The 21,940-nt window shown below is 72.1% G+C and carries 19 protein-coding genes; 11 read left to right on the forward strand and 8 right to left on the reverse strand.

Annotated features, from left to right (window positions below; translation table 11 throughout):
- Positions 1–8 precede the first annotated feature (8 nt).
- From ACIRC0_RS20405 to ACIRC0_RS20430, 6 genes are all read left to right on the forward strand, one after another.
- Positions 9–944, forward strand: coding sequence for a carbohydrate ABC transporter permease (locus ACIRC0_RS20405; RefSeq protein ID WP_403617539.1), 936 nt, complete (start codon positions 9–11; stop codon positions 942–944).
- 32 nt (positions 945–976) lie between these two features.
- Entirely contained in the window at positions 977–3,394 is a 2,418-nt protein-coding gene (locus ACIRC0_RS20410; RefSeq protein ID WP_403617540.1) for a glycosyl hydrolase family 95 catalytic domain-containing protein, read from the forward strand.
- Entirely contained in the window at positions 3,388–4,404 is a 1,017-nt protein-coding gene (locus ACIRC0_RS20415; protein ID WP_403617541.1) for an acetylxylan esterase, read from the forward strand. Before ACIRC0_RS20410 ends, ACIRC0_RS20415 begins: the two co-directional genes overlap by 7 nt.
- A gap of 15 nt (positions 4,405–4,419) precedes the next feature.
- Positions 4,420–5,781, forward strand: a complete 1,362-nt coding sequence (locus ACIRC0_RS20420) for an ABC transporter substrate-binding protein (protein ID WP_403617542.1) — start codon at positions 4,420–4,422, stop codon at positions 5,779–5,781.
- Positions 5,782–5,869: 88 nt separating this feature from the next.
- Positions 5,870–8,053 (forward strand): alpha-galactosidase, encoded by a 2,184-nt coding sequence (locus tag ACIRC0_RS20425; protein ID WP_403617543.1) that lies wholly within the window; start codon positions 5,870–5,872, stop codon positions 8,051–8,053.
- A 216-nt stretch (positions 8,054–8,269) separates the two neighbouring features.
- Positions 8,270–9,646: an amidase gene (locus tag ACIRC0_RS20430; protein WP_403617544.1), complete on the forward strand. Its 1,377-nt coding sequence runs from the start codon at positions 8,270–8,272 to the stop codon at positions 9,644–9,646.
- An 8-nt stretch (positions 9,647–9,654) separates the two neighbouring features.
- On the opposite strand, the gene ACIRC0_RS20435 is transcribed toward ACIRC0_RS20430, so the two are convergent.
- Positions 9,655–10,074, reverse strand: coding sequence for a CBS domain-containing protein (locus ACIRC0_RS20435; RefSeq protein WP_366030175.1), 420 nt, complete (start codon positions 10,072–10,074; stop codon positions 9,655–9,657).
- A 242-nt stretch (positions 10,075–10,316) separates the two neighbouring features.
- Here ACIRC0_RS20435 and ACIRC0_RS20440 point away from each other — a divergent pair, with 242 nt between their 5' ends.
- The 4 genes from ACIRC0_RS20440 (at position 10,317) to ACIRC0_RS20455 (ending at position 14,669) form a co-directional block, all read left to right on the forward strand.
- Positions 10,317–10,490, forward strand: coding sequence for a hypothetical protein (locus ACIRC0_RS20440; RefSeq protein WP_181139301.1), 174 nt, complete (start codon positions 10,317–10,319; stop codon positions 10,488–10,490).
- 181 nt (positions 10,491–10,671) lie between these two features.
- A complete protein-coding gene (locus ACIRC0_RS20445; protein ID WP_403617545.1) occupies positions 10,672–12,960 on the forward strand; it encodes a catalase in 2,289 nt (762 codons plus the stop codon).
- 118 nt (positions 12,961–13,078) lie between these two features.
- Positions 13,079–14,266, forward strand: coding sequence for an alcohol dehydrogenase catalytic domain-containing protein (locus ACIRC0_RS20450; RefSeq protein WP_403617546.1), 1,188 nt, complete (start codon positions 13,079–13,081; stop codon positions 14,264–14,266).
- Between the two features lie 34 nt (positions 14,267–14,300).
- The gene (locus ACIRC0_RS20455; protein ID WP_403617547.1) at positions 14,301–14,669 is read left to right on the forward strand and encodes a TraR/DksA family transcriptional regulator; all 369 of its coding nucleotides are present in this window, start codon (positions 14,301–14,303) and stop codon (positions 14,667–14,669) included.
- A 111-nt stretch (positions 14,670–14,780) separates the two neighbouring features.
- Here ACIRC0_RS20455 and ACIRC0_RS20460 read toward each other — a convergent pair whose 3' ends face one another.
- The 4 genes from ACIRC0_RS20460 to ACIRC0_RS20475 all read right to left on the reverse strand — a co-directional run bounded on the left by ACIRC0_RS20460 (position 14,781) and on the right by ACIRC0_RS20475 (position 18,054).
- Positions 14,781–16,307, reverse strand: a complete 1,527-nt coding sequence (locus tag ACIRC0_RS20460) for an FAD-dependent oxidoreductase (protein ID WP_403617548.1) — start codon at positions 16,305–16,307, stop codon at positions 14,781–14,783.
- Positions 16,308–16,350: 43 nt separating this feature from the next.
- On the reverse strand, positions 16,351–17,235 hold the full coding sequence (locus ACIRC0_RS20465; RefSeq protein WP_403617549.1) for an SDR family oxidoreductase: 885 nt from the start codon (positions 17,233–17,235) through the stop codon (positions 16,351–16,353).
- 106 nt (positions 17,236–17,341) lie between these two features.
- Positions 17,342–17,824: a GNAT family N-acetyltransferase gene (locus tag ACIRC0_RS20470; RefSeq protein WP_403617550.1), complete on the reverse strand. Its 483-nt coding sequence runs from the start codon at positions 17,822–17,824 to the stop codon at positions 17,342–17,344.
- 53 nt (positions 17,825–17,877) lie between these two features.
- Positions 17,878–18,054: a hypothetical protein gene (locus ACIRC0_RS20475; RefSeq protein WP_366025667.1), complete on the reverse strand. Its 177-nt coding sequence runs from the start codon at positions 18,052–18,054 to the stop codon at positions 17,878–17,880.
- Positions 18,055–18,535: 481 nt separating this feature from the next.
- Here ACIRC0_RS20475 and ACIRC0_RS20480 point away from each other — a divergent pair, with 481 nt between their 5' ends.
- Complete coding sequence (locus tag ACIRC0_RS20480; RefSeq protein ID WP_403617551.1) at positions 18,536–19,018, forward strand: hypothetical protein; 483 nt, start codon at positions 18,536–18,538, stop codon at positions 19,016–19,018.
- 125 nt (positions 19,019–19,143) lie between these two features.
- Here the strand turns inward: ACIRC0_RS20480 and ACIRC0_RS20485 are convergent, their stop codons facing one another.
- From ACIRC0_RS20485 to ACIRC0_RS20495, 3 genes are all read right to left on the reverse strand, one after another.
- Positions 19,144–19,845, reverse strand: a complete 702-nt coding sequence (locus ACIRC0_RS20485; protein WP_403617552.1) for a DNA polymerase beta superfamily protein — start codon at positions 19,843–19,845, stop codon at positions 19,144–19,146.
- A gap of 171 nt (positions 19,846–20,016) precedes the next feature.
- Positions 20,017–20,250 (reverse strand): hypothetical protein, encoded by a 234-nt coding sequence (locus ACIRC0_RS20490; RefSeq protein ID WP_403617553.1) that lies wholly within the window; start codon positions 20,248–20,250, stop codon positions 20,017–20,019.
- Positions 20,251–20,349: 99 nt separating this feature from the next.
- Positions 20,350–21,825, reverse strand: a complete 1,476-nt coding sequence (locus tag ACIRC0_RS20495; protein ID WP_403617554.1) for an SDR family NAD(P)-dependent oxidoreductase — start codon at positions 21,823–21,825, stop codon at positions 20,350–20,352.
- Positions 21,826–21,940: the final 115 nt, after the last annotated feature.

Here is a 21,940-nt window from a genome sequence, read left to right on the forward strand (position 1 = left end):
AGGCCGACATGGCTGTCACCCTCGCACCCGGCCGGACGGCCGTCCCGCGCCGGCCCCGCCAGGGCACCCGCAGGTTCTCACCCGGCAGGATCGCGGCCTGGATCTACCTCGGCGTCATCGTCGTGGCCACCCTCTTCCCGTTCTACTGGATCCTGCGCACCGCCCTGTCGAACAACTACGAGCTGGCCACCAACCCCTCCTCGCCGCTGCCGGTCGGCTTCACCTGGGGCGCGTTCGAGCGGGCCCTCGGCATCGCCTCCACCGCCGAGGCGCAGGCCCAGGGGGGCTCCGGCGCCTCCCTCGACATCGCGCTGTACCTGCGCAACTCGCTGATCTACGCGTCCGTGCAGACGGCGCTGATCGTGCTGTTCTCCGCGTGCGCCGCCTACGCCTTCTCCCGGCTGCACTGGCGTGGCCGCAACCTGGTGTTCAACGTCCTGATCAGCGCCCTGATGGTGCCCGGCGTGTTCACGCTGCTGCCCAACTTCGTCCTCGTGAAGGACCTCGGGCTCACCAACACCTTCGCCGGGCTGATCCTGCCCGGCGGCCTCTTCCAGGCGTTCACGCTGTTCTTCCTGCGGCAGTTCATGCTGGGGCTGAGCAGCGAGGTCGAGGAGGCCGCCATCATCGACGGCGCCGGACCGCTGCGGATCTTCTTGCGGATCATCCTGCCGATGTCGTCCGCACCGCTCGCCACCGTGTCGCTGCTGATGTTCGTCAACGCCTGGAACGACTACTTCTGGCCGCTGCTGATCACCAACGGGCAGAGCGTGCAGCCGCTGACCCTCGCGCTGGGGGTCTTCAAGCAGTCCTCGCCGCAGGCCGCGCCGGACTGGGCGGGTCTGATGGCCGCCGCGCTCATCGCGGCGCTGCCGATGCTGCTGCTCTTCGTCGCCTTCGGCAAGCGCGTCGTCAACTCCATCGGCTTCTCCGGCCTGAAGTGACCGGCTCCCCACCTCGATTGGACGGCACAGCCATGCACTCCTCCGACCTGGTGCTGCGATGGCCCGCGCCCGCGGCCGAGTGGACCGAGGCCGCGCCTGTCGGCAACGGCCGGCTCGGCGCGATGGTCTTCGGCGGCTCCCACCGGGCCCGGATCCAGCTCAACGACTCCACCGTGTGGTCCGGAACCCCCGGCGGCCCGGCCGCCGCCCTCGCCGCGGTCCGCGCGGCCGGCGCCGGACCGCGGCGGCTCGAGGAGGTCCGCGCCGCGCTCCGCTCCGGTGACCAGGACCGGGCCGAGGCGCTGCTGATGGCCTTCGAGGGGCCGTACAGCCAGGAGTACCTGCCCTACGCCGACCTGTGGCTGACCGTGTCCGGTGGCGAGCGAGCCGCCTACCGGGGCCGGACCCTCAACCTCGACACCGCGGTGGCCGGGGAACGCTTCGACCTCGACGGCACGGCGGTGCACCGCCGGGTCTGGGCCGACGCCGTGACGGGCACCCTCTGCGCGACGGTGTACGCGGCGGGCGGCACCGTGGACCTGCGCGTCGAACTGTCCACCCCGCTGCGGGAGGTGCACCGGTCGGCCACCGTCCGCGGGCTCACCCTGGGCGTGGAGATACCGGTGGACGGCGCACCCGCCCACGAACCCGATGTCGCCGAACCCCTGCGGTACGCCGGCGGACCCGTCGACGGCTACGACCCTTTCGGCGCGCTCGCCCTCGCCCTGAGCACCGACGGCGAGGTGACCGTGGCGGACGGCAGCCTGCTCGTCGCGGGCGCCTCGCACGTCCTGGTCGCCCTCGCCAGTTCCACCAACGCCGCCCGCCACTGGCACGCACAGCCCTTCGCGGACCGCGCCACCCACCTTCAGACCGCGGCCCGTACGGCCGCGGGCGCCGCCGTCCAGGGCGCCGAGGACCTGCTCAAGGCCCACGAAGCCGATCTGCGCGGCCTCCTCGGCGGCACCGCCCTGCGCATCGGCGACCGGCGCGGCGGCACCCACGACGTGGCGCGCGACATCCTCAGCGGGGACGACGAACGCCTCACCGCCACGGTGCTGTTCCAGCTCGGCCGGTATCTGCTGGCCACCGCCTCCCGCCCGCACGCCGGTCCCCCGGCCAACCTCCAGGGCATCTGGAACGCCGACCTGCGCCCCGCCTGGTCGTCCAACTACACCCTCAACATCAACACCCAGATGAACTACTGGGGCGCGGAAGCCGCCGGCCTCGCCGCCTGCCACGAGCCGCTGTTCGACCTGCTCGACCGGCTCGCCGCCCAGGGCAGCGAGGTGGCACGGCAGCTGTACGGCGCCCGAGGCTGGGTGGCGCACCACAACAGCGACCCCTGGGGCTGGGCGCTGCCGGTCGGCATGGGTCACGGCAACCCCTCGTGGGCGATCTGGATGATGGGCGGCGCCTGGCTGTCCCAGCACCTGTGGGACCACTACGAGTTCACCCGTGACCTGGACTTCCTGCGGGAGCGGGCCTGGCCGCTGCTGAGCGGCTGCGCCGAGTTCCTGCTCGACTGGCTGGTCGACGACGGCACCGGACACCTCGACACCCTCCCCTCGACCTCCCCCGAGAACCTCTTCCTGGATGCCGACGGCACCCCAAGGTCACTGACCCGCTCCTCGGCGATGGACATGGCGCTGACCCGGGCCACCTTCGAGCGCGTCCTGGAAGCGGCCGGCATCCTCGGCCTGGACACCCCGTTGGCGGGCGAGATCCGCGCCGCGCTGCCCAGGCTGCGCCCGCCGGGGATCTTGGCCGACGGCCGTCTCCAGGAGTGGGCCGAGGACCTGCCCGAGGCCGACCCGCACCACCGTCACCTCTCCCATCTGTCCGCCGTGTACCCGCTCGGTCTCATCGATCCCGACACCACCCCCGGACCGGCCGAGGCCGCGCTGAGGTCCCTGAACCGCCGTGGCCCGGGCGCCATGGGCTGGTCCTGGGCGTGGAAGATCGCCCTGCGGGCCCGGCTGCGCGACGCCGCCACCGCACGCGGCCTTCTGCTTCAGGCGAGCCGCCCGCTCGACGGCGACCCCGGCGCCGACGCCCCGGTCGACGGATCCCGTTGGGGCGGACTGCTGCCCAACCTCTTCTCCACCCATCCGCCCTTCCAGATCGACGGCAACTACGGCTTCATGGCCGCCCTCACCGAGATGGTGCTGCAGAGCCACACCGGCACCCTCCACCTGCTGCCCGCCCTGCCCGCCGAGTGGCCGGACGGCGAGGCCAGGGACCTGCGCTGCCGCGGCGGCCTCGCGGCCGACTTCACCTGGAGCGGCGGCGCGCTCACCTCGGTCACGGTGCGTCGCCTCGCCGGCGACGACGCCGAGCCGGTCCGGGTGCGCCACCGGGACCGTGGCGTCATCGTGCGCGTCCCGGCCAGGACGCAGGTCACCCTCGACGCGGACCTGTGCCCGCGAGGGGAGCCGGTGCCGTGCTGACCGAACAGGATCTGCCCGAGCTGTTCTCCTACCGCAGCGCCTACCGGGAGCCCGCCGACTTCGACGTCTTCTGGAAGGACACCCTCGCCGAGGCCCGTGCCCGGCGGGAGGCCGCGCTGGACCTGACCCCGGTGGCGACCGGCCTGGAGACCGTGGACGTCTTCGACGCCGTCTTCCCCGGCTTCGACGGGCATCCGGTCCGCGGCTGGCTCCGCATGCCCCGGCGGCGGACCGGTCCGCTGCCGGCCGTCGTGCAGTTCCACGGCTACGGCAGCGGGCGCGGCGCCCCCGTCGACGACCTGCTGTGGGCGTCGGCCGGATACGCCCATCTGCTGGTGGACGCCCGTGGTCAGGGCGGCGCCTGGGCGGGCGGCGGCGGCACACCCGACCCGGTCGGCAGCGGCCCCGCGTATCCCGGCTTCCTCACCCGCGGCGTCGAGGACCGGACCACGTACGTCTACCGGCGCGTCTTCACCGATGCCGTCCGCGCCGTGGAGGCGCTGCGAGGCCGCGCCGATCTGGTGGACCCGGCCAAGGTCGCCGTCGTCGGCCCCAGCCAGGGCGGCGGAATCGCACTCGCGGTCGCCGGGCTCGTACCCGGCCTCGCGGCCGCGCACTTCCAGGCGCCCTTCCTGTGCGACATCCGGCAGGCCACCCGGCTCACCGACGCGGAGCCCTATGCCGAGATCGTCGGCTATCTGGCCGCGCGCCGGGATCTGGTGGAGCAGACCTTCCGGACGCTCAGCTACTTCGACGGGCTCGCCTTCGCCCGCCGGGCCACGGCCCCGGCCTGGTTCTCCGCCGGGCTGCGCGACGAGGTGTGCCCGCCGGTCACTGCGATCGCCGCGTACCACGCCTATGCCGGGCCCAAGCAGCTGCGGCTGTGGGAGTTCAACGGCCATGACGCCGGCGGTCCCGAGGACCTGGCCACCGCACTGAGCGCGTTCGGCGCGCTCCTGAAGACGTCGTCCCGTCCGCCAGGGGTGCCGTCCCCCGCCCCTGCGTCCTGAAGGAAAGAAGGAACGATGAGAAAAGTGCTGCGACTGCGCAAGGCCGTCGCGCTGGGCGCCACGGTCACCCTCGCCGCAGTGGTCTCGGCCTGCTCCTCCGGCTCGTCCGCCGGCGGCGGTTCCAGGACCGTGAACTGGTGGACCTGGGACGACAAGCAGGCCGCCGCGTACCAGGTGTGCGCCACGGACTTCGAGAAGGCCCATCCCGGTGTCACGGTGAAGATCAGCCAGTACAACGTGGCGGACTACTTCACCAAGCTGACCGCCGGGTTCGTGGCCGGCAGCGCGCCCGACGCCTTCCAGAACAGCGTCCAGTTCTTCCAGGCGTACGCCTCCCAGCATCAGCTGATGCCGTTGGACGACTTCATCGCCAAGGACAAGTTCGACCTGTCCCGCTTCTCGGTCGGCGTGGACGCCTGGAAGTTCACCGACGGCAAGCAGTACGCGCTGCCGCTGGACTGGGCGGCGACCGGCATTTACTACAGCGCGGACGCGCTGGCCAAGGCCGGGTACGGCAAGAAGGACGTCGACTCGCTGACCTGGAACCCCGACGACGGCGGCACGCTGGGCAAGATGATCGCCCACATGACGATCGACACCGAGGGACGCCGCGGCGACCAGCCGGGCTTCGACAAGACGCACGTCAAGACCTACGGCTACGGACAGGTCGCCGCCAAGGACTTCATCGGCCAGACCACCTGGAGCCCGCTGGTCGACACCACGGGCTGGCGCCTGGGCGACAAGCCCACCTGGCCGACGGTGTTCAACTACACCGACCCGCGGTTCGTGAAGACCATGGACTGGATCCGCTCGTTGACGAACAAGGGCTACGCACCGAAGATCGGTGACTTCGCCAACAGTGTCAGCGATGTGGACCTGCTGGCCTCCGGCAAGGTCGCCATGGAGAGCGCCGGCTCGTGGGAAGCGTCGACCTTCGTGAAGATCCCGAACCTGAAGGTCGGCATCGCACCCACCCCCTACGGCCCCGACGGCAAGACCCGCGCCGTGCTGAGCAACTCCAACGGCAACAACGTCTGGGCCGGCACCAAGAACCCGGACCTGGCCTGGCAGTGGGTTTCCTACATGGGCTCCGAGTCGTGTCAGTCCAAGGCCTCGCAGACGGGTACATTCTTCCCGTCGATCCCGGCGGCCATGGACTCCTCGGCCAAGGCGCTGGCCGCCAAGGGTGTGGACCTGTCCGTCTTCACCGACATGCTGAAGAACAAGGTCCTCTACCCCTCCCCGGTCTACGGCAACGGCGCCGCCCTGCAGGACGCGCTGGAGCCGTTGTTCGAGGCGTACTTCGCCGGTCAGAAGGACGACTCCGTGTTCACGGACATGCGGGACAAGAGCAAGACGCTGCTCGCGAAGAGCTGAACCACCGAAGGCAACCGGTTGTCCGGGCGCCGGACGCGGCCCACGACCAGGGTCCGTCCGGCGGGCCGGAGCCATGAAAGGACTCTGCATGCCCGACATCACCGCGCGGATCCTGGCCCTGCGCGCGGCCGGCACCTCACTCGTCGTCGAGCTCGCCGAGCCGGTGCCCAGAGTCCTGCACTGGGGAGCCGACTTGGGCGAGCTGACGGAGGCCGGCCTGGCGGCGCTCGCCCTGACCGGTGAACCCGCCGTACTGAACAACTCCATCGACATCCCGCGCCGGTTCACCGTCTGGCCCACCGAGGCGGACGGCTGGTCCGGCACCCCGGCCCACCAGGGCCACCTGGGCGGTACGGCCGCCGCGCCGCGGCTCAGCCTGGCCGGCACGTCGTACCGCCCGCAGGCCGAGGGCGGGGAGTTGTCCCTGGACCTCACCGACCCCGGAGCCGGACTCGACGTCACCGTGGCCTACCGCCTGGAGCCTTCCGGCGTCCTGGGGGTGCAGACGCGGATCGGCCGCCGGCCGGACGCCGCCCCGGAACCGTACGACCTCGCGCAGGTCACGACCATGCTGCCGCTGCCCCGCCGGGCCGCGGAGATCCTGGACTTCACCGGGAAGTGGAGCAGGGAGCGCTCCCCGCAGCGCCGCCCGCTGGGCTTCGGCACGTACGCCCGGGAGGTGCGGCGCGGCAAACCCGGCCTGGACTCGCCGTACCTGGTGACGGTCGGCGTGCCGGGGTTCGGTTTCCGCCACGGCGAGGTGTGGGGCGTGCACCTCGCCTGGAGCGGCGACCAACGGTATCTGGTCGAGCAGCTGCCGGAGGGCGCGGGCACCCATGCCGCGGTGCTCGGCGGGGGAGAGCTGCTGCGGCCCGGGGAGATCCGGCTCGCCCCCGGTGAGTCGTACACCACGCCGGTGTGCCACTTCACCTGGTCCGATCAGGGCCTCGACGGGCTCGCGGACCGTTTCCACACCCTATTGCGGGCCCGGCCCGCCCACCCGCGCACCCCCCGCCCGCTGATCCTCAACAGCTGGGAGGCGGTGTACTTCGACCACGATCTGGACCGGCTGCTGCGGCTCGCCGACAAGGCCGCCGAGGTCGGTGTCGAGCGTTTCGTGCTCGACGACGGCTGGTTCCGCGGGCGCCGCTCGGACAACGCCGGGCTCGGGGACTGGACCGTGGACCCGGTGGTGTGGCCCGAGGGGCTGACCCCGCTGGTGGACCATGTGCGCTCGCTCGGCATGGAGTTCGGGCTGTGGGTCGAGCCCGAGATGGTCAACCTGGATTCCGACCTGGCCAGGGAACACCCCGACTGGGTCCTCGGCCCGGCGCGCGGTGTCGGACCCTCCTCCCGGCACCAGCACGTCCTGGACCTGGCCAACCCGCAGGTCTGGGACTACCTGCTGGGCGCGCTGGACGCCCTGGTGGGGAAGTACGGCATCGCCTATCTGAAGTGGGACCACAACCGGGAGCTCCACGAGGCCGTGCACGGCGGCGCCGACCGCCCGGTCGCGCACGCCCAGGTCCTCGCGCTGTACCGGCTGATCGACGCCCTCAAGGAGCGCCACCCCGGGCTGGAGATCGAGAGCTGCGCCAGCGGCGGCGGCCGGATCGACCTCGGCATCCTGGCCCGCACCGACCGGGTGTGGGCCTCGGACTGCAACGATCCGGTGGAGCGTCAGACGATCCAGCGGTGGACGGCGCAACTGCTGCCGCCCGAGCTGGTCGGCGCCCACGTCGGCTCCGGTACCAGCCACACCACCGCCCGGGTCAGCTCCGACGCCTTCCGGCTGACCACGGCCCTGTTCGGGCATGCCGGCATCGAGCAGGACATCACCCGGTGCACCCCGGAGGAACTCGCCCGGCTCACCGCCTGGGCCGCGCTCTACCGCGAACTGCGCCCCCTGCTGCACGGCGGCCGCACGGTCCGCGCCGACCTCGCCGGCGACGCGACCCTGCTGCACGGGGTCGTGGCGCACGACGGTGCGGCCGCGCTGTACTGCTGGGCCCGGGTGGCCACCTCGCCCGAGGGGCAGTCCGGGCGGGTGCAGCTGCCCGGACTCGCCGCCGAGGCCACCTACCGGGTACGGGTCCGTACCGAGCTGGGGCTGCCTTCCTTCCACCAGACCTCGGGGCCGGCGTGGCTCGCCGCCGCGCTCGACGACTGGCTGACGCTGCCCGGTGCGGTGCTCACGGTGGCCGGACTGCCCATGCCCAACCTCAACCCGGACCAGGCGTTGCTGCTGGAGGTGCGGCGGAACGACGGCTAGAAGGCTCATGAGATCTTGGTGAGGGGCCATCCGGCCGGGGCCGGATGGCCCCTCACCAAGATCTCATGAGCCTTCCAGAGCCTGTCGTCCGAGGGTGACCCTGGTGACAGGTCTCCCTCGGGCTCTCGACGTGGCGGCGCCCGCACGGCACAGTGCTGCTCGTACTCGCCAGTACGCTCATGCGCCAACCACGCCGAGCACCGACAGGGAGCGCCCGTGACCAGCTGGGTCGGCCGGACCGCCGCCGAGATCGCCGCCGCCGTCAGGGACAAGCGGGTCACCCCGCGGGAGGTGGTGGCGGAGCACCTCGCGCGGATCGAGGAGCTGGACGGCCGCGTCGGCGCCTTCCGCCGGGTTCGCACGGAGGCGGCGCTCACTGAGGCGGACGAGGTCGCGGCGCGCGCGGATCTGGCCGGTCTGCCGCTGGCCGGCGTTCCCGTGGCGGTCAAGGACAATCTGGCGGTGCGCGGCGAGTCGACGCGCAACGGCTCGGCCGCGACCGCCGACACGCCCGCCGAGCGGGACCATGTCACGGTGGCCCGGCTGCGCGCGGCTGGCGCGGTGGTGGTCGGTCTGACCAACGTGCCGGAGCTGTGCGTCTTCGGCACCACGGAAGGGGTGCACGGGACCGCCCGGAACCCGTGGGACCCGACGCGCACCGCGGGCGGCTCCTCCGGCGGCAGCGCGGCGGCGGTGGCCGCCGGGATGGTGCCGGTCGCGCTCGGCAACGACGGGATGGGATCGCTGCGCATCCCGGCCGCGAACTGCGGCCTCGTCACCATCAAGCCCGGTCACGGCGTGATCCCCGCGGGCATCGGCAACGGCGACTGGTTCGGCATGTCCGAGAACGGGCCGCTGGCCACGACGGTGGAGGACGCACGGCTGATGTTCGACGTCCTGGCGGGGACAGGGGAGGATCAGGGGCCGGGAACCGAGCCGCGCAGGGTCGCGCTCTCCCTGCGCAGCCCTCTGCTCGGCGTCACGGTGAGCCGCCCGTACGCGGACGCGGCCCGCGCGGCGGCCGCACTGCTGTCGAGGGCGGGTCACGACGTGCGTCCGGACGAGCCGCCGTACCCCTGGTGGCTGGGCACGACGTCGCTGGCACACTGGACGGCGGGTACGGCGGTGGACGCGGAGGGCCTCGATCCGCGGCGGCTGGCCCGGCGCACCCGGGTGCACGCGGCGGTGGGGCGGCGCTTCACCGGGAGCGTGCGGTCCGGTGACCGCCGCGAGCAACTGCGCCGGCTCCTCGAACCGTTCTTCGCCGCGCACGACGTGCTGCTCACTCCGGCGCTCGCCCGTCGCGGCCCGGTCGCCGATTCCTGGCACGAGCGCGGCTGGCTGCGCAACGTGCTGACGAACACCGCCTACTCCCCCATGACCCCGCCGTGGAACCTCACGGGCTGGCCGGCGATGTCGGTTCCGTTCGGCACCCTCCCGAACGGCGCGCCCTGCGCGGTACAGCTGGTGGGACGGCCGGGCTCGGAGCGCGAACTGCTGGCGGTGGCGGGCCGGTTGGAGTCCCTGCGGCCCTGGCGGCGCACCGCCCCGCTGGACCGGGGCGGCGCCACACGCTCCGAACCGGCCGGTTGACGCCCGTTCTACTGGTTGGACTTCGCGACGCTGATGTCACCGAGCGCCGACTCAGGGTCCCGCTCGATGGCCAGGTCGCCGAGGGACACGATGCCCACGGGCTCCCCGTTCTCGACGACCGGGACACGGCGCACGGAGTGCTCGCGCATCAGCCGTACCGCGCGGTCCAGTTCGTCCTCGGGGCTCACGGTGACCAGGTCGCCGCTGCACGCGCGATCCACCGTGGTCTCCCGCGGGTCCGCTCCCTCCGCGACCGTGCGCACCACGAGGTCGCGGTCGCTGACCAGCCCACGCAGCCGGTCGCCCTCCGTCACGAGGACCGCGCCGATGTTCTGGTCGCGCATCACCTGGGCCACGGTCGCAACCGGGGTCTGCGGCTCGACCGTCACGGGTGCGGCGGTCATGATGTCGCGTACGTGCTGGGCCATCATGTCTCCCTTCGCGCATTGCTGCGGTGCCGGTCACCGCGCTCGGCCGCCGGGTACCCGGCGAACCCGACGCCTCACCCGGTCGTTTCGGCCGCGGCGCACGGGGCGTGCCGCAGAAAGGTGGCACACGTCACCGCGGCCTGTTTCCCCACGCCGTCCCTGGGGACTCGGTCAGCAAGCGCCGTGAGGCCCCGGTGAGATGAGGCCCGGCGCTCGAGGATGCAGAAGGAAGATGAACTGTCGTGACCGCACAGCCAAGTGAGAAGCCCGTCGTCCGCCCGCCCGAGACCGGTTGGGCGCAGGCCCGCCGCCTGCGCGACAACCGCTTGCGCACCTGTGTGCCGGCTGTCGACGACGGGAAGAGGCCCTGGCCGCGCCGCGACCCCGAGGGAAACATCGTCCGGGGCGAGGACTGAGGGCCGAAGAACAACCGGGCCATTTGGCTGCCGCGTACACGCTTCACCGAAGCGGGCGTGGGTACCCAGGCGGGGCAAGCGAACGCGAGCGCGCGGCGCTTCCTCCATGGGCACAGGAGGGCGTCCCCCTCCGCGGCCCCGTTTCGCCGCGTGGACGACACGCCCGGAAGGCGGCAACCACATGAGCGAGAACCCGGTCAAAGGCATGAAGGACAAGGTGGTCGACGCGCTGCGGGGCGACGGGCATGCGGACGGCGGCGTCCCCGGCAGGCCCGGCGCGGAGCCGCCCGAGGTGGCGGAGCCGACCGAGCCCAGGCCGCCGCTGCCGCCCAAGCCCGACCAGACGACCCCGGCCGCGGTCGGCCCGACCGGCCGCCCCACGGAGGCGGACCCGACGGCGCGGGCCCAGGGCGGGCCCTACCTCACCACCGCGCAGGGCAACCGCCTCCACGACACGGACCACTCCCTGAAGGCCGGTGAGCGCGGGCCCGTCCTGCTCCAGGATCACCATCTGCGCGAGAAGATCACCCACTTCGACCACGAGCGCATCCCCGAGCGGGTCGTCCACGCCCGCGGCGCCGCGGCCCACGGGGTGTTCCAGAGCTACGGCACCGCCGCGAACGTCACCAGCGCGGCCTTTCTCCAGCGGGACGTCGAGACACCGGTGTTCGTACGGTTCTCCACGGTGCTCGGTTCCCGGGGGTCGGCCGACACCGTGCGTGACACCCGGGGCTTCGCGACCAAGTTCTACACCGGCGAAGGCGTCTTCGACCTGGTCGGCAACAACATCCCGGTGTTCTTCATCCAGGACGCGATCAAGTTCCCGGACGTCGTCCACGCCGCGAAGCCGCACCCCGACCGGGAGATCCCGCAGGCGCAGAGCGCGCACGACACGTTCTGGGACTTCGTCACCCTGCACACCGAGGCCACGTTCCACACGATGTGGAACATGTCCGACCGGGGCATTCCGCGCTCGTTCCGGATGATGGAGGGCTTCGGAGTCCACACCTTCCGGCTGGTCGGCGCCGAGGGCGCCACCACACTGGTGAAGTTCCACTGGAAGCCGAAGCTCGGCGTGCACTCCCTGGTGTGGGAGGAGGCCCAGCTCATCAGCGGTACGGACCCGGACTTCCACCGGCGCGACCTGGCCGACGCGATCGAGGCGGGCGCGTATCCGCAGTGGGAGCTGGGCATCCAGACCTTCCCGGACACTCCCGAACAAACCTTCGAGGGCATTGACCTGCTGGACCCGACCAACATCGTCCCCGAGGAACTGGCACCGGTGCAGCCGGTCGGTCTGCTCACGCTGAACGCCAACCCGTCGAACTTCTTCGCCGAGACCGAGCAGGTCGCCTTCCACCCCGGCCATCTCGTGCCCGGCATCGACATCACCGACGACCCGCTGCTGGCCGGCCGCCTCTTCTCCTACCTGGACACCCAGATCACCCGCCTGGGCGGACCCAACTTCGCGCAGATCCCGGTGAACCGCCCGCACGCCCCGGTGAACGACATGCTGCGCGACGGCATGCACCAGACCGCCGTGCACACCGGGGTGGCCCCCTACCGGCCCAACTCCCTGGACGGCGGCTGCCCGTTCGTGGCCGGCACCGGCGCTTCGGCGGGCGCGGGCGACCACGCGTACGTCGAGGCTCCGGTGCGCATCCCCGAGGCGACGAAGTCCCGCACGGCGCCCGCGTCCTTCGCGGACCACTTCACCCAGCCGAGGATGTTCTGGCTGAGCCTGAGCCCCGTGGAACGGGAGCACCTGGTCGCCGCCTACACCTTCGAACTCGGCAAGTGCTACGAACAGGCCGTCAAGGAACGAGGGCTGCGGGTACTCGCCAACATCGACCCCGAGCTGTGCGAACAGGTCGCCGCCGGCCTCGGCCTGCCCGCGCCCGAGGCCACCGTGCCGATCGTCGCGGTCGACCCCAGTCCCGCCCTGTCACAGGTGGGCGAGACCTGGCCGCTGGACGGGCGCGTCATCGGTGTCGTCACCGACGGCAGCACCGACCTCGACGGTCTGCGCACGGTGCGGGACGCGGTGTTCACCGCGGGCATGGTGCCGCTGGTCATCGCTCCCACCGGCGGGAAGCTCGACCCGGACGGCGAGCCCATCACCGTCCAGCGCAGCTTCGCCACCGCCCGGTCGGTCGAGTACGACGCCGTGCTGGTGGCCGGCGCTCCGGCACCCGCCCCCGACGCGTACGGCGCGCGCGACGCGAAGGCCGGGGAGCCCGGAGCCGACAACAGCGTCGATCCCCGGGTGCTGCTGATGCTGGCGGAGGCCTTCCGGCACGGCAAGGCGATCGGCGGCTGGGCCGGCGCCGAGGCCGTGCTCCAGGCGGCCGGTGTGCCGACGGACGCTCCCGGAGTGGTGACCGCCCCGACCGGTTCCGGCGCGCTGCAGCAGATCACCGGGCTGCTGACGAAGCACCGCGTCTGGGAGCGGTTCGCCGCCCGCGTGTGACCACCGCCGGCCCCCACGTCGGTGTGTCGAACCGGGCGCCCCGGGGACTCGGACCGGGAGCCCGGTACTCGGAAGACCGGTGCGGTCCCGGCATGCGGTAGGACCGGAGGAGCACAACATGCGAGCACTGACCTGGCAGGGCCGACGCGACGTCCGCGTGGAGAGCGTCCCCGACCCCCGGATCGAGAAGCCCGACGACATCATCGTCAGGGTCACGTCCAGCGGGATCTGCGGTTCCGACCTCCACCTGTACGAACTCTTCGGTCCCTACATCGACCCGGGCGACGTCCTGGGCCACGAACCCATGGGCATCGTCGAGGAGGTCGGGCCGCAGGTTCGCACACTCAAGCCGGGCGACCGGGTGGTCATCCCGTTCAACGTCTCATGCCGTGACTGTTTCATGTGCGACCAGGGCCTGCACTCGCAGTGCGAGACGACCCAGGTCCGCGAGCGCGGCACCGGCGCCGCCCTGTTCGGGTACACCAAGCTGTACGGACAGGTGCCGGGCGGGCAGGCGGAGCTGATGCGGGTGCCGTTCGGCGACAGGCTGCCCATCAAGGTGCCCGAGGGGCCGCCGGACGACCGGTTCGTGTACCTGTCCGACGTGCTGCCGACCGCCTGGCAGGCGGTGGAGTACGCGGCGGTGCCGGAGGGCGGCAGCGTGGCCGTCCTGGGCCTCGGACCCATCGGCGACATGTGCACCCGGATCGCCCGGCACCGGGGCGCCGCTCTGGTCATCGGCGTGGACCTGGTGGACGAGCGGCTGGAGCGCGCCGCGGCGCACGGAGTCACCTGCTTCGACCTCCGCCGGCACAGCGGCAAGGCCCTGACCGAGGCCGTGCGGGAGCTGACCGACGGGCGGGGACCGGACTCCGTGATCGACGCCGTCGGCATGGAGGCGCACGGCGCGCCGTTCGCCAAGGCCGCGCAGTGGCTGACCGGTCATCTGCCCGACGCGGTGGCGCAACCGCTGATGGAGCACGCCGGAGTGGACCGGCTGGGGGCCCTGCACACGGCCATCGACCTGGTACGCCGCGGCGGCACCCTGTCGATCTCCGGGGTGTACGGCGGCGCCGCGAGTCCCATGCCCCTGCTGACCATGTTCGACAAGCAGGTCCAGGTGCGCATGGGCCAGGCGAACGTCTGGAACTGGGTGGAGGACATCCTGCCCCTGCTCACGGACGAGGACCCCCTCGGCGTGGACGGCTTCAAGACGCACGCGATGCCGCTCGAGGACGGCCCCAAGGCGTACGCGATGTTCCAGGCCAAGGAAGACGGCATGATCAAGACCCTGCTCAAGCCGTGACCGCCCCGAGGACCGAACCCGAGGTGACGTACCCATGCCGACGACGGAACTGTCGACCGACGACCTGCGTGACATCGCCGAGCGGCTGACCGCCGAAGCGGACGCGCTGCGCGTGGAACTCGCGGCGGCCGAGGCGCAGATGTCCGCCCTGTCCGCGGACAGCGACCTGGACGCGGGCGACGCGAGCGCGAAGACGACCGCCCTCGAAAGCCTGCGCACGGACACCGAGCGCGCCCGGATGCTGCTGGACCGGATCCTCACCACCCTGTCCCGGGTGGGGGCGCCCGGCTTCGGCCGGTGCACGGCCTGCGGTGGCGAGATCGGCCGCGACCGTCTGCTGGCGGTACCGCACACGGACCTCTGCATCGCCTGCGCCCGGACGGGGACGGACGCCGGAATGTGAAGCCGGCGTCCACCCGAAGCCGGCGTCCACCCGAAGCCGGCGTCCACCCGAACCGAAGGCGGCGCCCACCCGAACCGAAGGCGGCGCCCACCCGATTCGCGTGGGCGTCCGTCAGACGTCCCGCTTCTCCAGCGGCCGTACGGCCGGGCCCTGCAGGACGCGTCCGTCGACGTCGAAGCGGGAACCGTGGCAGGGGCACTCCCACGCCTGCTCGGCGCGGTTGAAGGCGACGAGGCACCCCAGGTGGGTGCAGCGCGCCGACACGGCGTGCAGCTGCCCCGCCTCGTCCCGGGACACGGCGCACGCATGGCCGCCGACGCGCAGCACCGCGCCGTCTCCCGGGGCGATGTCGTCGACCGAGCCGCCGCCGATGAACGGCGCCAGACGGTCGCCCACGAAGTGCTGGGCGACCTTCGCCTGGTACTTGAGGAAGGCGGGCGCCTCCCTCAGGACCGTGCCGACCCGGCGCGGGTCGTACAACTGTGCCCACGGCGGCTCGCGCCCGTCGATCAGCGCGGACAGCAGGAGCCCCGCCATGACACCGCCGCTGAGCCCCCAGCCGCCGAAGCCCGTGGCGACGTAGGTGTGGCGGCTCGCCGGGTGCAGGGGCCCGACGAGCGGCACGGTGTCCGAGGAGTCGTTGTCCTGGGTGGCCCAGCGGTGCCTGAACTCCAGGGGCCCGAAGTGCTCGGTGGCCCAGTCGGCCAGCCGGGTGAGGTGTTCCCCGGTGTCGGAGGTGCCCGGCGTGAAGTGCTCGCCGGTGACGATCAGCAGACGCGTGCCGTCCTGGTAGGGGGTGGTGCGGAGCGACCGCGTGTTCTCCTCGGGGGTGATGTACATGCCCCGCGGCGCGCGTCCGGCGTCGATCGGAGCCGTCAGCACGACCTCGCGGCGCGGCGAGAGCCGGGCGAAGAGCAGCGCGCGGTCGAAGATCGGGTAATGGGTGGCCACCACGACGTCCCGTGCGGTGACCGTCTGCCCGGCCTCGGTCGTCAGACGGCAGGGCTCGCCTTCGTGCAGCCCGACCACGCGGGTGCGCTCGTACAGCTGCCCGCCACCGCCCTCCAGCGCCTCGGCGAGCGCGAGGAGGTACTTGCGCGGGTGGAACTGCGCCTGGTCGGCCACCCTGACCGCGCCCGCCACGGGAAAGGGCAGGTCCGTTTCGGTGACGAACTCGGCGGGCAGCCCCGCCTCCCGCGCGGCCTCCGCCTCGGCGCGCAGCTCGGACACACGGTCGTGGTCCGTCGCGTAGGTGAACGCCGGTGCGGTCTCCCAGTCGCAGTCGATGCCGAGTTCGTCCACCAGCTCGGCGGCGCGGCCGATCGCCTCCAGCTGGGAACGGCCGTACAGCCGCGCGCCGTCGGCGCCCCGGGTTCGGCGCAGTCGCTGGTAGACGAGGGAGTGCAGCGCGGAGAGCTTGGCGGTCGTGTACCCGGTGACGCCCTCGGCGAGGCGTCCGGCCTCCAGCACGGCGACGCTGCGGCCGCCGCGCGCCACCTCCCAGGCGGTGCTCAGGCCCGCCACCCCGCCCCCGACGACGGCCACGTCGACGGTGATGTCCTCGGTGAGGGCCGGCCGGGGAACTCCGGGTGCCGTTTCGATCCAGTACGACGTCTGCGTGCCGGTGTGGTCACTCATGGCGCACCGAGTTCCCCGGGGCGGGCCGTCGAAGCGCGGCCGGTCAGGGCAGCGGCGTGCCGCCCGTGGCGTTGACGATCTCGGCGGTGATGTAGCTCGCGTGCTGCGAGGCGAGGAAGACGTACGCCGGAGCGATCTCGGCCGGCTGGGCGGGCCTGCCCAACGGTGCCTGCTTGCCGAAGTTGGTGGTGTCCGGGAGCGTGGCCGGGATCAGCGGGGTCCACACGGGCCCCGGGGCCACCGCGTTCACCCGGATGCCGTCGGAGGCGACCATCTGCGCGAGGCCCTGCGTGAAGGTGACGATGGCGCCCTTGGTCGTGGCGTAGTCGAGCAGGTGCGGACTGGGCTTGTACGCCTGGACGGACGTGGTGTTGATGATCGATCCGCCGGGCGGGATGTGCGGCAGCGCCTTCTTGCAGAGCCAGAACATCCCGTACAGGTTCGTCCGCATCACCCGGTCGAACTGCTCGGTGGTGATGGCCTGGATGCCGTCGGACTGGGCCATCTGGTACGCGGCGTTGTTGACCAGGATGTCGATGCGCCCGAACTCGGAGAGCGCCCGTTCGATCAGCCGGTCGCACTGCTCCTCGTCACGGATGTCGCAGGGCACCGGGACCGCCTTGCGGCCCGCGTCCTCGACCAGGCGCGCCGTCTCCCGGGCCTCGCCGCTCTCCTGCTCCAGATGGGTGAACAGGACGTCCGCGCCCTCTCGCGCGTAGGCGAGTGCGACGGCGCGTCCGATCCCGGAGTCGCCGCCGGTGATGACGGCCTTCCGGTCCGTGAGGAGGCCGCTGCCGCGGTACGACTCCTCCCCGTGGTCGGGCGGCGGGTCCATCGGGCCGGTCCAGCCCGGGTGCGGCTGGTCCTGCTGGGGGAACTCCGGCTGGGGATGCTGCTGTCCGGGGTGCTGAGGTGCGTTGTCGTTCACGGTGCGCCGAGTCCCCCCACCGGGCGGGATCGACACATGCGCGGACGCATCTAACCAGACACGTCGAACACATGATGCGCGGATGCCTGTTCGATTCAGAGGGTTCCTACAGCGCCCGGTACATGACGTGCAGCCCCACCCTCCCGAACCGGGGGTGGTCGTAGGCGTCCGGAATGGTGCCCACGACGGCGAAACCGAGTGACGTCCACAGCGCCACCGCGGGGTTGGTCTCGACGACCGCGTTGAAGACCATGCCCCGGTAGCCCTGGGCCTTGGCCGCGGCCAGGATGTACTCGGCGAGAGCGCGGCCGATGCCCTGCCCCGCGTGGTCGGGATCCACCATGAAACCGGCGTTGGCGATGCCGGCCGCGGGGCCGCCGTAGTTGGCCGTCACGTAGGCCGAGCCGACGACCGCTCCGGTGTCGTCCTCGGCGACGTACACGCGTTTGGCCGGCGCCATCCACAGGGCGCGGGCCGTCTCCTCGGAGGTGTCCGGGTCCCAGGTGTAGGTCTCCCCGGCGGCGACGATCCGGTGCCAGAACGGCCAGATGCGCGGCCAGTCGCCGGCCGCGGCTGCTCTGATCAGCATGGGCGTGAGTCTGGCACGCCCATGCCGTCAGCGTTCACGACGGGTCCGACGGGTCAGTCCACACTCGGCAGGATGTGCGGCTCGGCGAGGTCGTCCTCGTAGCCGGCCAGCCGGATGGGGGCGGAACGGGCCCACACGTCCAAGCTGCCGAGCTTCTTCTCGGTACGACGACCTCCGCGCTCCATGCGTTCCTTGGGGCGCTGTTCGTGATGCGTCTTCTCCGGTGTCACCGCGCACTCCTTATGTGTCGGGTAACCCTCAGGACGTTCCGGTCCAGTGTGCCGCTGTGCCCTCGACGTCCGGTCGGGTATGAGTCAGAAAGGTCGGACGCGGTGGCGCCGGCAACTCGTGCGGGAGCAGGCCGTGGTGACCGGCCTGCCCCGGGACGGACCGTGGGTGTGGGTAGGACCCCAATGGCTGTCCGTACACCTCAGGTTAACCAAATGAGCGGCCTCCCGCTCGATGGGGCTGAAACAACCGTGTAACTGTCTTGAGTCGTACGACGTCCAACGGTCGCACTTTCCGCCGCTTTGACGGCGTTCAGCATGGTTCGCGGCCACCCGTTCGGTCCCCTCCTCGAACTGCTCACCGGTACGGCAGGTGTACGGACCGGCGCGCACGGTGCTCAGTTCAGGTCCCGTTGGCCGATACGCAAGCTCACCCTGATCTGCTGATGACCGGCAACGGCTTTTCTCGCGGGAGGACTGACGCATGGAGCTGCGCAGCGTCGAGGAGCTGATGGACCTGCTGCACGCCTGCCGGGGCGCACGGAACACCCCCGGCGGCGGACGGCCGGTCGACGTGCACGAACACGCCCTGCAGACCGCCGCCCTGCTGCGCCGAAGTCACCCCGCGGACAAGGAACTGCAGGTCGCCGGGCTGGTACTCGGCATCGGCCGGCTGCTGGGGCGGCCCGACGGCGCCGGGCACGCCGACCTCGCGGCCGACGCGGTACGGCCGCTGCTCGGCGAACGGGTCTCCCGTCTCGTACGCCTGCAGAAGCACGGCGGGCCGCTCACGCCGGCGGAGGCCGCCGCGTTCGAAAGCGACCCGCTGGCCGGCGACGCCGTCACCCTGCGGCGGGCGGACGAGGCGGCCGGGGTGGCGGGCCTGGACGCGGGCGTACTGGAGGACTGGCGGACCGTGCTGGAGCTCGTGGCGGCACGGCACGCCCGGCTGGAGGCCGTGGACTGAACGCGACACGCTGCCGGGGGCGCGCCGCCGGTGCGCCGTCCTGACCTTTCTCGCGATCGGCCCCGGTCCGGCACGGGCGCCACGCCGTGCGCTCGCGGCGATCGCGCCCGACCGGGCGCAGGACGTCAAGCGGCCCGCGCACGGGGCGCGTAGAAGTGGGCGCGGACACGGCGCAGCCATGCCTCGACGGCCCTCTCGTCGGGCCGCTCCGGCAGCGCTGTGCGTGCCTCGCCGAAGGCGTTCTCGTAGAACCGCAGCAGGGGCAGCGCGGCCGCCGGGTCGGTGGCCACGCGCTCGCCGAACTCGTGGTACTCCTGCGGGTTCTCCACGCGGAGGGTCAGGCGCCCGGTGGTGTACAGCTCCAGGCCCTGGTGGCAGAGCCGCTTGAGGTGGCGGGCGTGTTTGGCGGTGCGTCCGCGGGTGTCGGCGGAGAAGGAGCCGTCCCCTCGGGACTCCAGACGGCGGAACTGCTGGGTGGCGTAGCCGAGGTAGGCGTCACGGACGCGCTTGGCGCACAGGAAGGACGTCCGGATGCCGATCAGCTCGTCGCCGAGCGCGGTGCGCACCTCGTACAACTCGTCCGGGAGCCAGACCAGTTCCGTCGCGGTCGGATTGCCGCCGAGCGCGAGCCGGCACCACTTCGCGGCCTCGTGCAGGGTGCGGTCCGGGGCGGTGGAGACGTGGGACTCCTTGGGCGGGTGCAGTCCGTGCAGCCGCTCCGTGGCCGCCGCGAACAGGCCGAGCCGGTCCACGTCGGATCCCTCGTGGGCGAGCCCGTACGCGGTCGAGCCGACGATGCCGGACAGCAGGACGTTCGCAACGGTCACGGTCGCCGCCTTCCCTGGTTCTCCCGCTGCGCCGGGACGGCCGCAGTCAGTGGGGACTTGAGGTCATGGCGTGACGTTAACCGCCGGGGCGGCACCACGGCGAAGGGTTTTCGCACGTACGCCCCGGGGCCTCAGCCTCCGGGGCGTACGCCGTACGGGACCGGCGGCCGCTCAGGGGAACAGCGCGATCCCGAACAGGATCAGCAGGATGATGCCGACGATCATCATCACGGTGGCCCAGGAGCCGCGGTGCTTCACCGGCTCGGTGGGCCCGCCGCCGCGCGGCCGGTCCTCCGGCAGGACGCAGTCCGCCGGACGATCGGACATGTAGAACTGTTCGTCGCTCGGGTAGACGTTGCGGGGATCACCGGCGGCGCGGGGATCGATCTCATGTGGAGTGGACATGGGACCTCCTTGCGCGGTGCTCGTCGAGGACGAGTTCCCGGCCGGCGCCGGATGACGCGTCAAGGGCGCCGCGTCACCGCCTTCGGGCCGCTTCCGGGCTCACCACTTCCCCGGCGCGTAGTCCTTCAGGAAGACGCCGTACAGGTCCTCGCCCTGTTCGCCGCGCACAATCGGATCGTATACCCGGGCCGCACCGTCGACGAGGTCGAGCGGCGCGTGGAAGCCCTCGTCCGCCAGGCGCACCTTGTCCGGATGCGGGCGCTCGTCGGTGATCCACCCGGTGTCGACGGCGGTCATCAGGATGCGGTCCTTCTCGAACATCTCCTGGGCGCTGGTGCGGGTGAGCATGTTCAGGGCGGCCTTGGCCATGTTGGTGTGCGGGTGGCCGGCGCCCTTGTAGCCGCGGCTGAAGACGCCCTCCATGGCGGAGACGTTCACGATGTAGGTGCGGCGGGCCCCCGACGCCGCCATCGCCGGGCGCAGGCGGCTGATCAGGATGAAGGGCGCCGTCGAGTTGCACAACTGGACCTCGAGCAGCTCGATGGGCGTGACCTCCTCGACCGTCTGCACCCAGCTGTTGGTGTCGTGCAGGTCGGGGACGAGGCCGCCCGCGTCGATGGCCGTACCGGCCGCGATGCGTTCCAGGGACGCGGAGCCGGAGACCAGCGCGAGGTCGGTGACGTCCTGCGCGGTCAGCGCGCCGCCGCCGGCCACGGGCAGCGCGGCCACGGCCCCGGAGCCGAACGTGCCGATGACCTCGGCGGCCGGCAGCTCGCCCGCCGGCAGCGGGGCGGACTCGGCTGCCACCAGTTCGCTGTAGGCCTGCGGGGAGCGGCGTACGGTCTGCGCCGCGTTGTTGATCAGGATGTCCAGCGGCCCCTCTGCGGCGACCGAGTCGGCGAGCGCCACCACCTGGGCCGGGTCGCGCAGGTCGATGCCGACGATCTTCAGCCGGTGGATCCACTCGTCGCTGTCGGGCTGGGCCTTGAAGCGGCGGATCGCGTCGTTCGGGAAGCGTGTGGTGATCGTGGTGTGGGCGCCGTCGCGCAGCAGGCGCAGCGCGATGTACATGCCGATCTTGGCGCGGCCACCGGTGAGCAGGGCGCGCTTGCCGGTGAGGTCGGCCCGGGCGTCGCGGCGGGCCCGGTTCTCGGCGGCGCACGCCTGGCAGAGCTGGTGGTAGAAGTAGTCGACTTCGACGTAGCGGGTCTTGCAGACGTAGCAGGAGCGGGGGCGCTGGAGTATCCCCGCGATCCGGCCGGTCTCGGTGGCCGAGGACGGCAGGATGCCCTCGGTCTCGTCGTCGATGCGCTGCGCGGAGCCGGTGGCGGTGGCCTCGGTGACCGCCTTGTCGTGGGCGGTCTTGGCGGCGCGGCGCTCCTGGCGGCGGCGCTGCTTGACCGTGCGGTAGATGTGCGAGGTGGCGCGGCGCACCTTGATCGCGTCGGGGTGGTCGACGTCGAGCTTGTCCAGCTCCTCGAGCACGCTGAGGCATACGGCGAGCCGCTCGGGGTCGATGCCGGGGCCGTACGCCACCTCGTCCATGGCCGCCGGGCCGTCCTCTGTCACCGTCATCGCGCTGCCGTTCCTCGCTCTCCCGCGCAGCGCTCCGACCGCGCTCGCTTTCGAACGGGGAATTTTACGGAGCGGCGGGGCGGGTCACCAAACCCGCGATGATCACTTCAGCTCT

Origin of the sequence: Streptomyces sp. NPDC093984 (genome assembly GCF_044764595.1) — a bacterium.
Classification (GTDB): domain Bacteria; phylum Actinomycetota; class Actinomycetes; order Streptomycetales; family Streptomycetaceae; genus Streptomyces; species Streptomyces cynarae.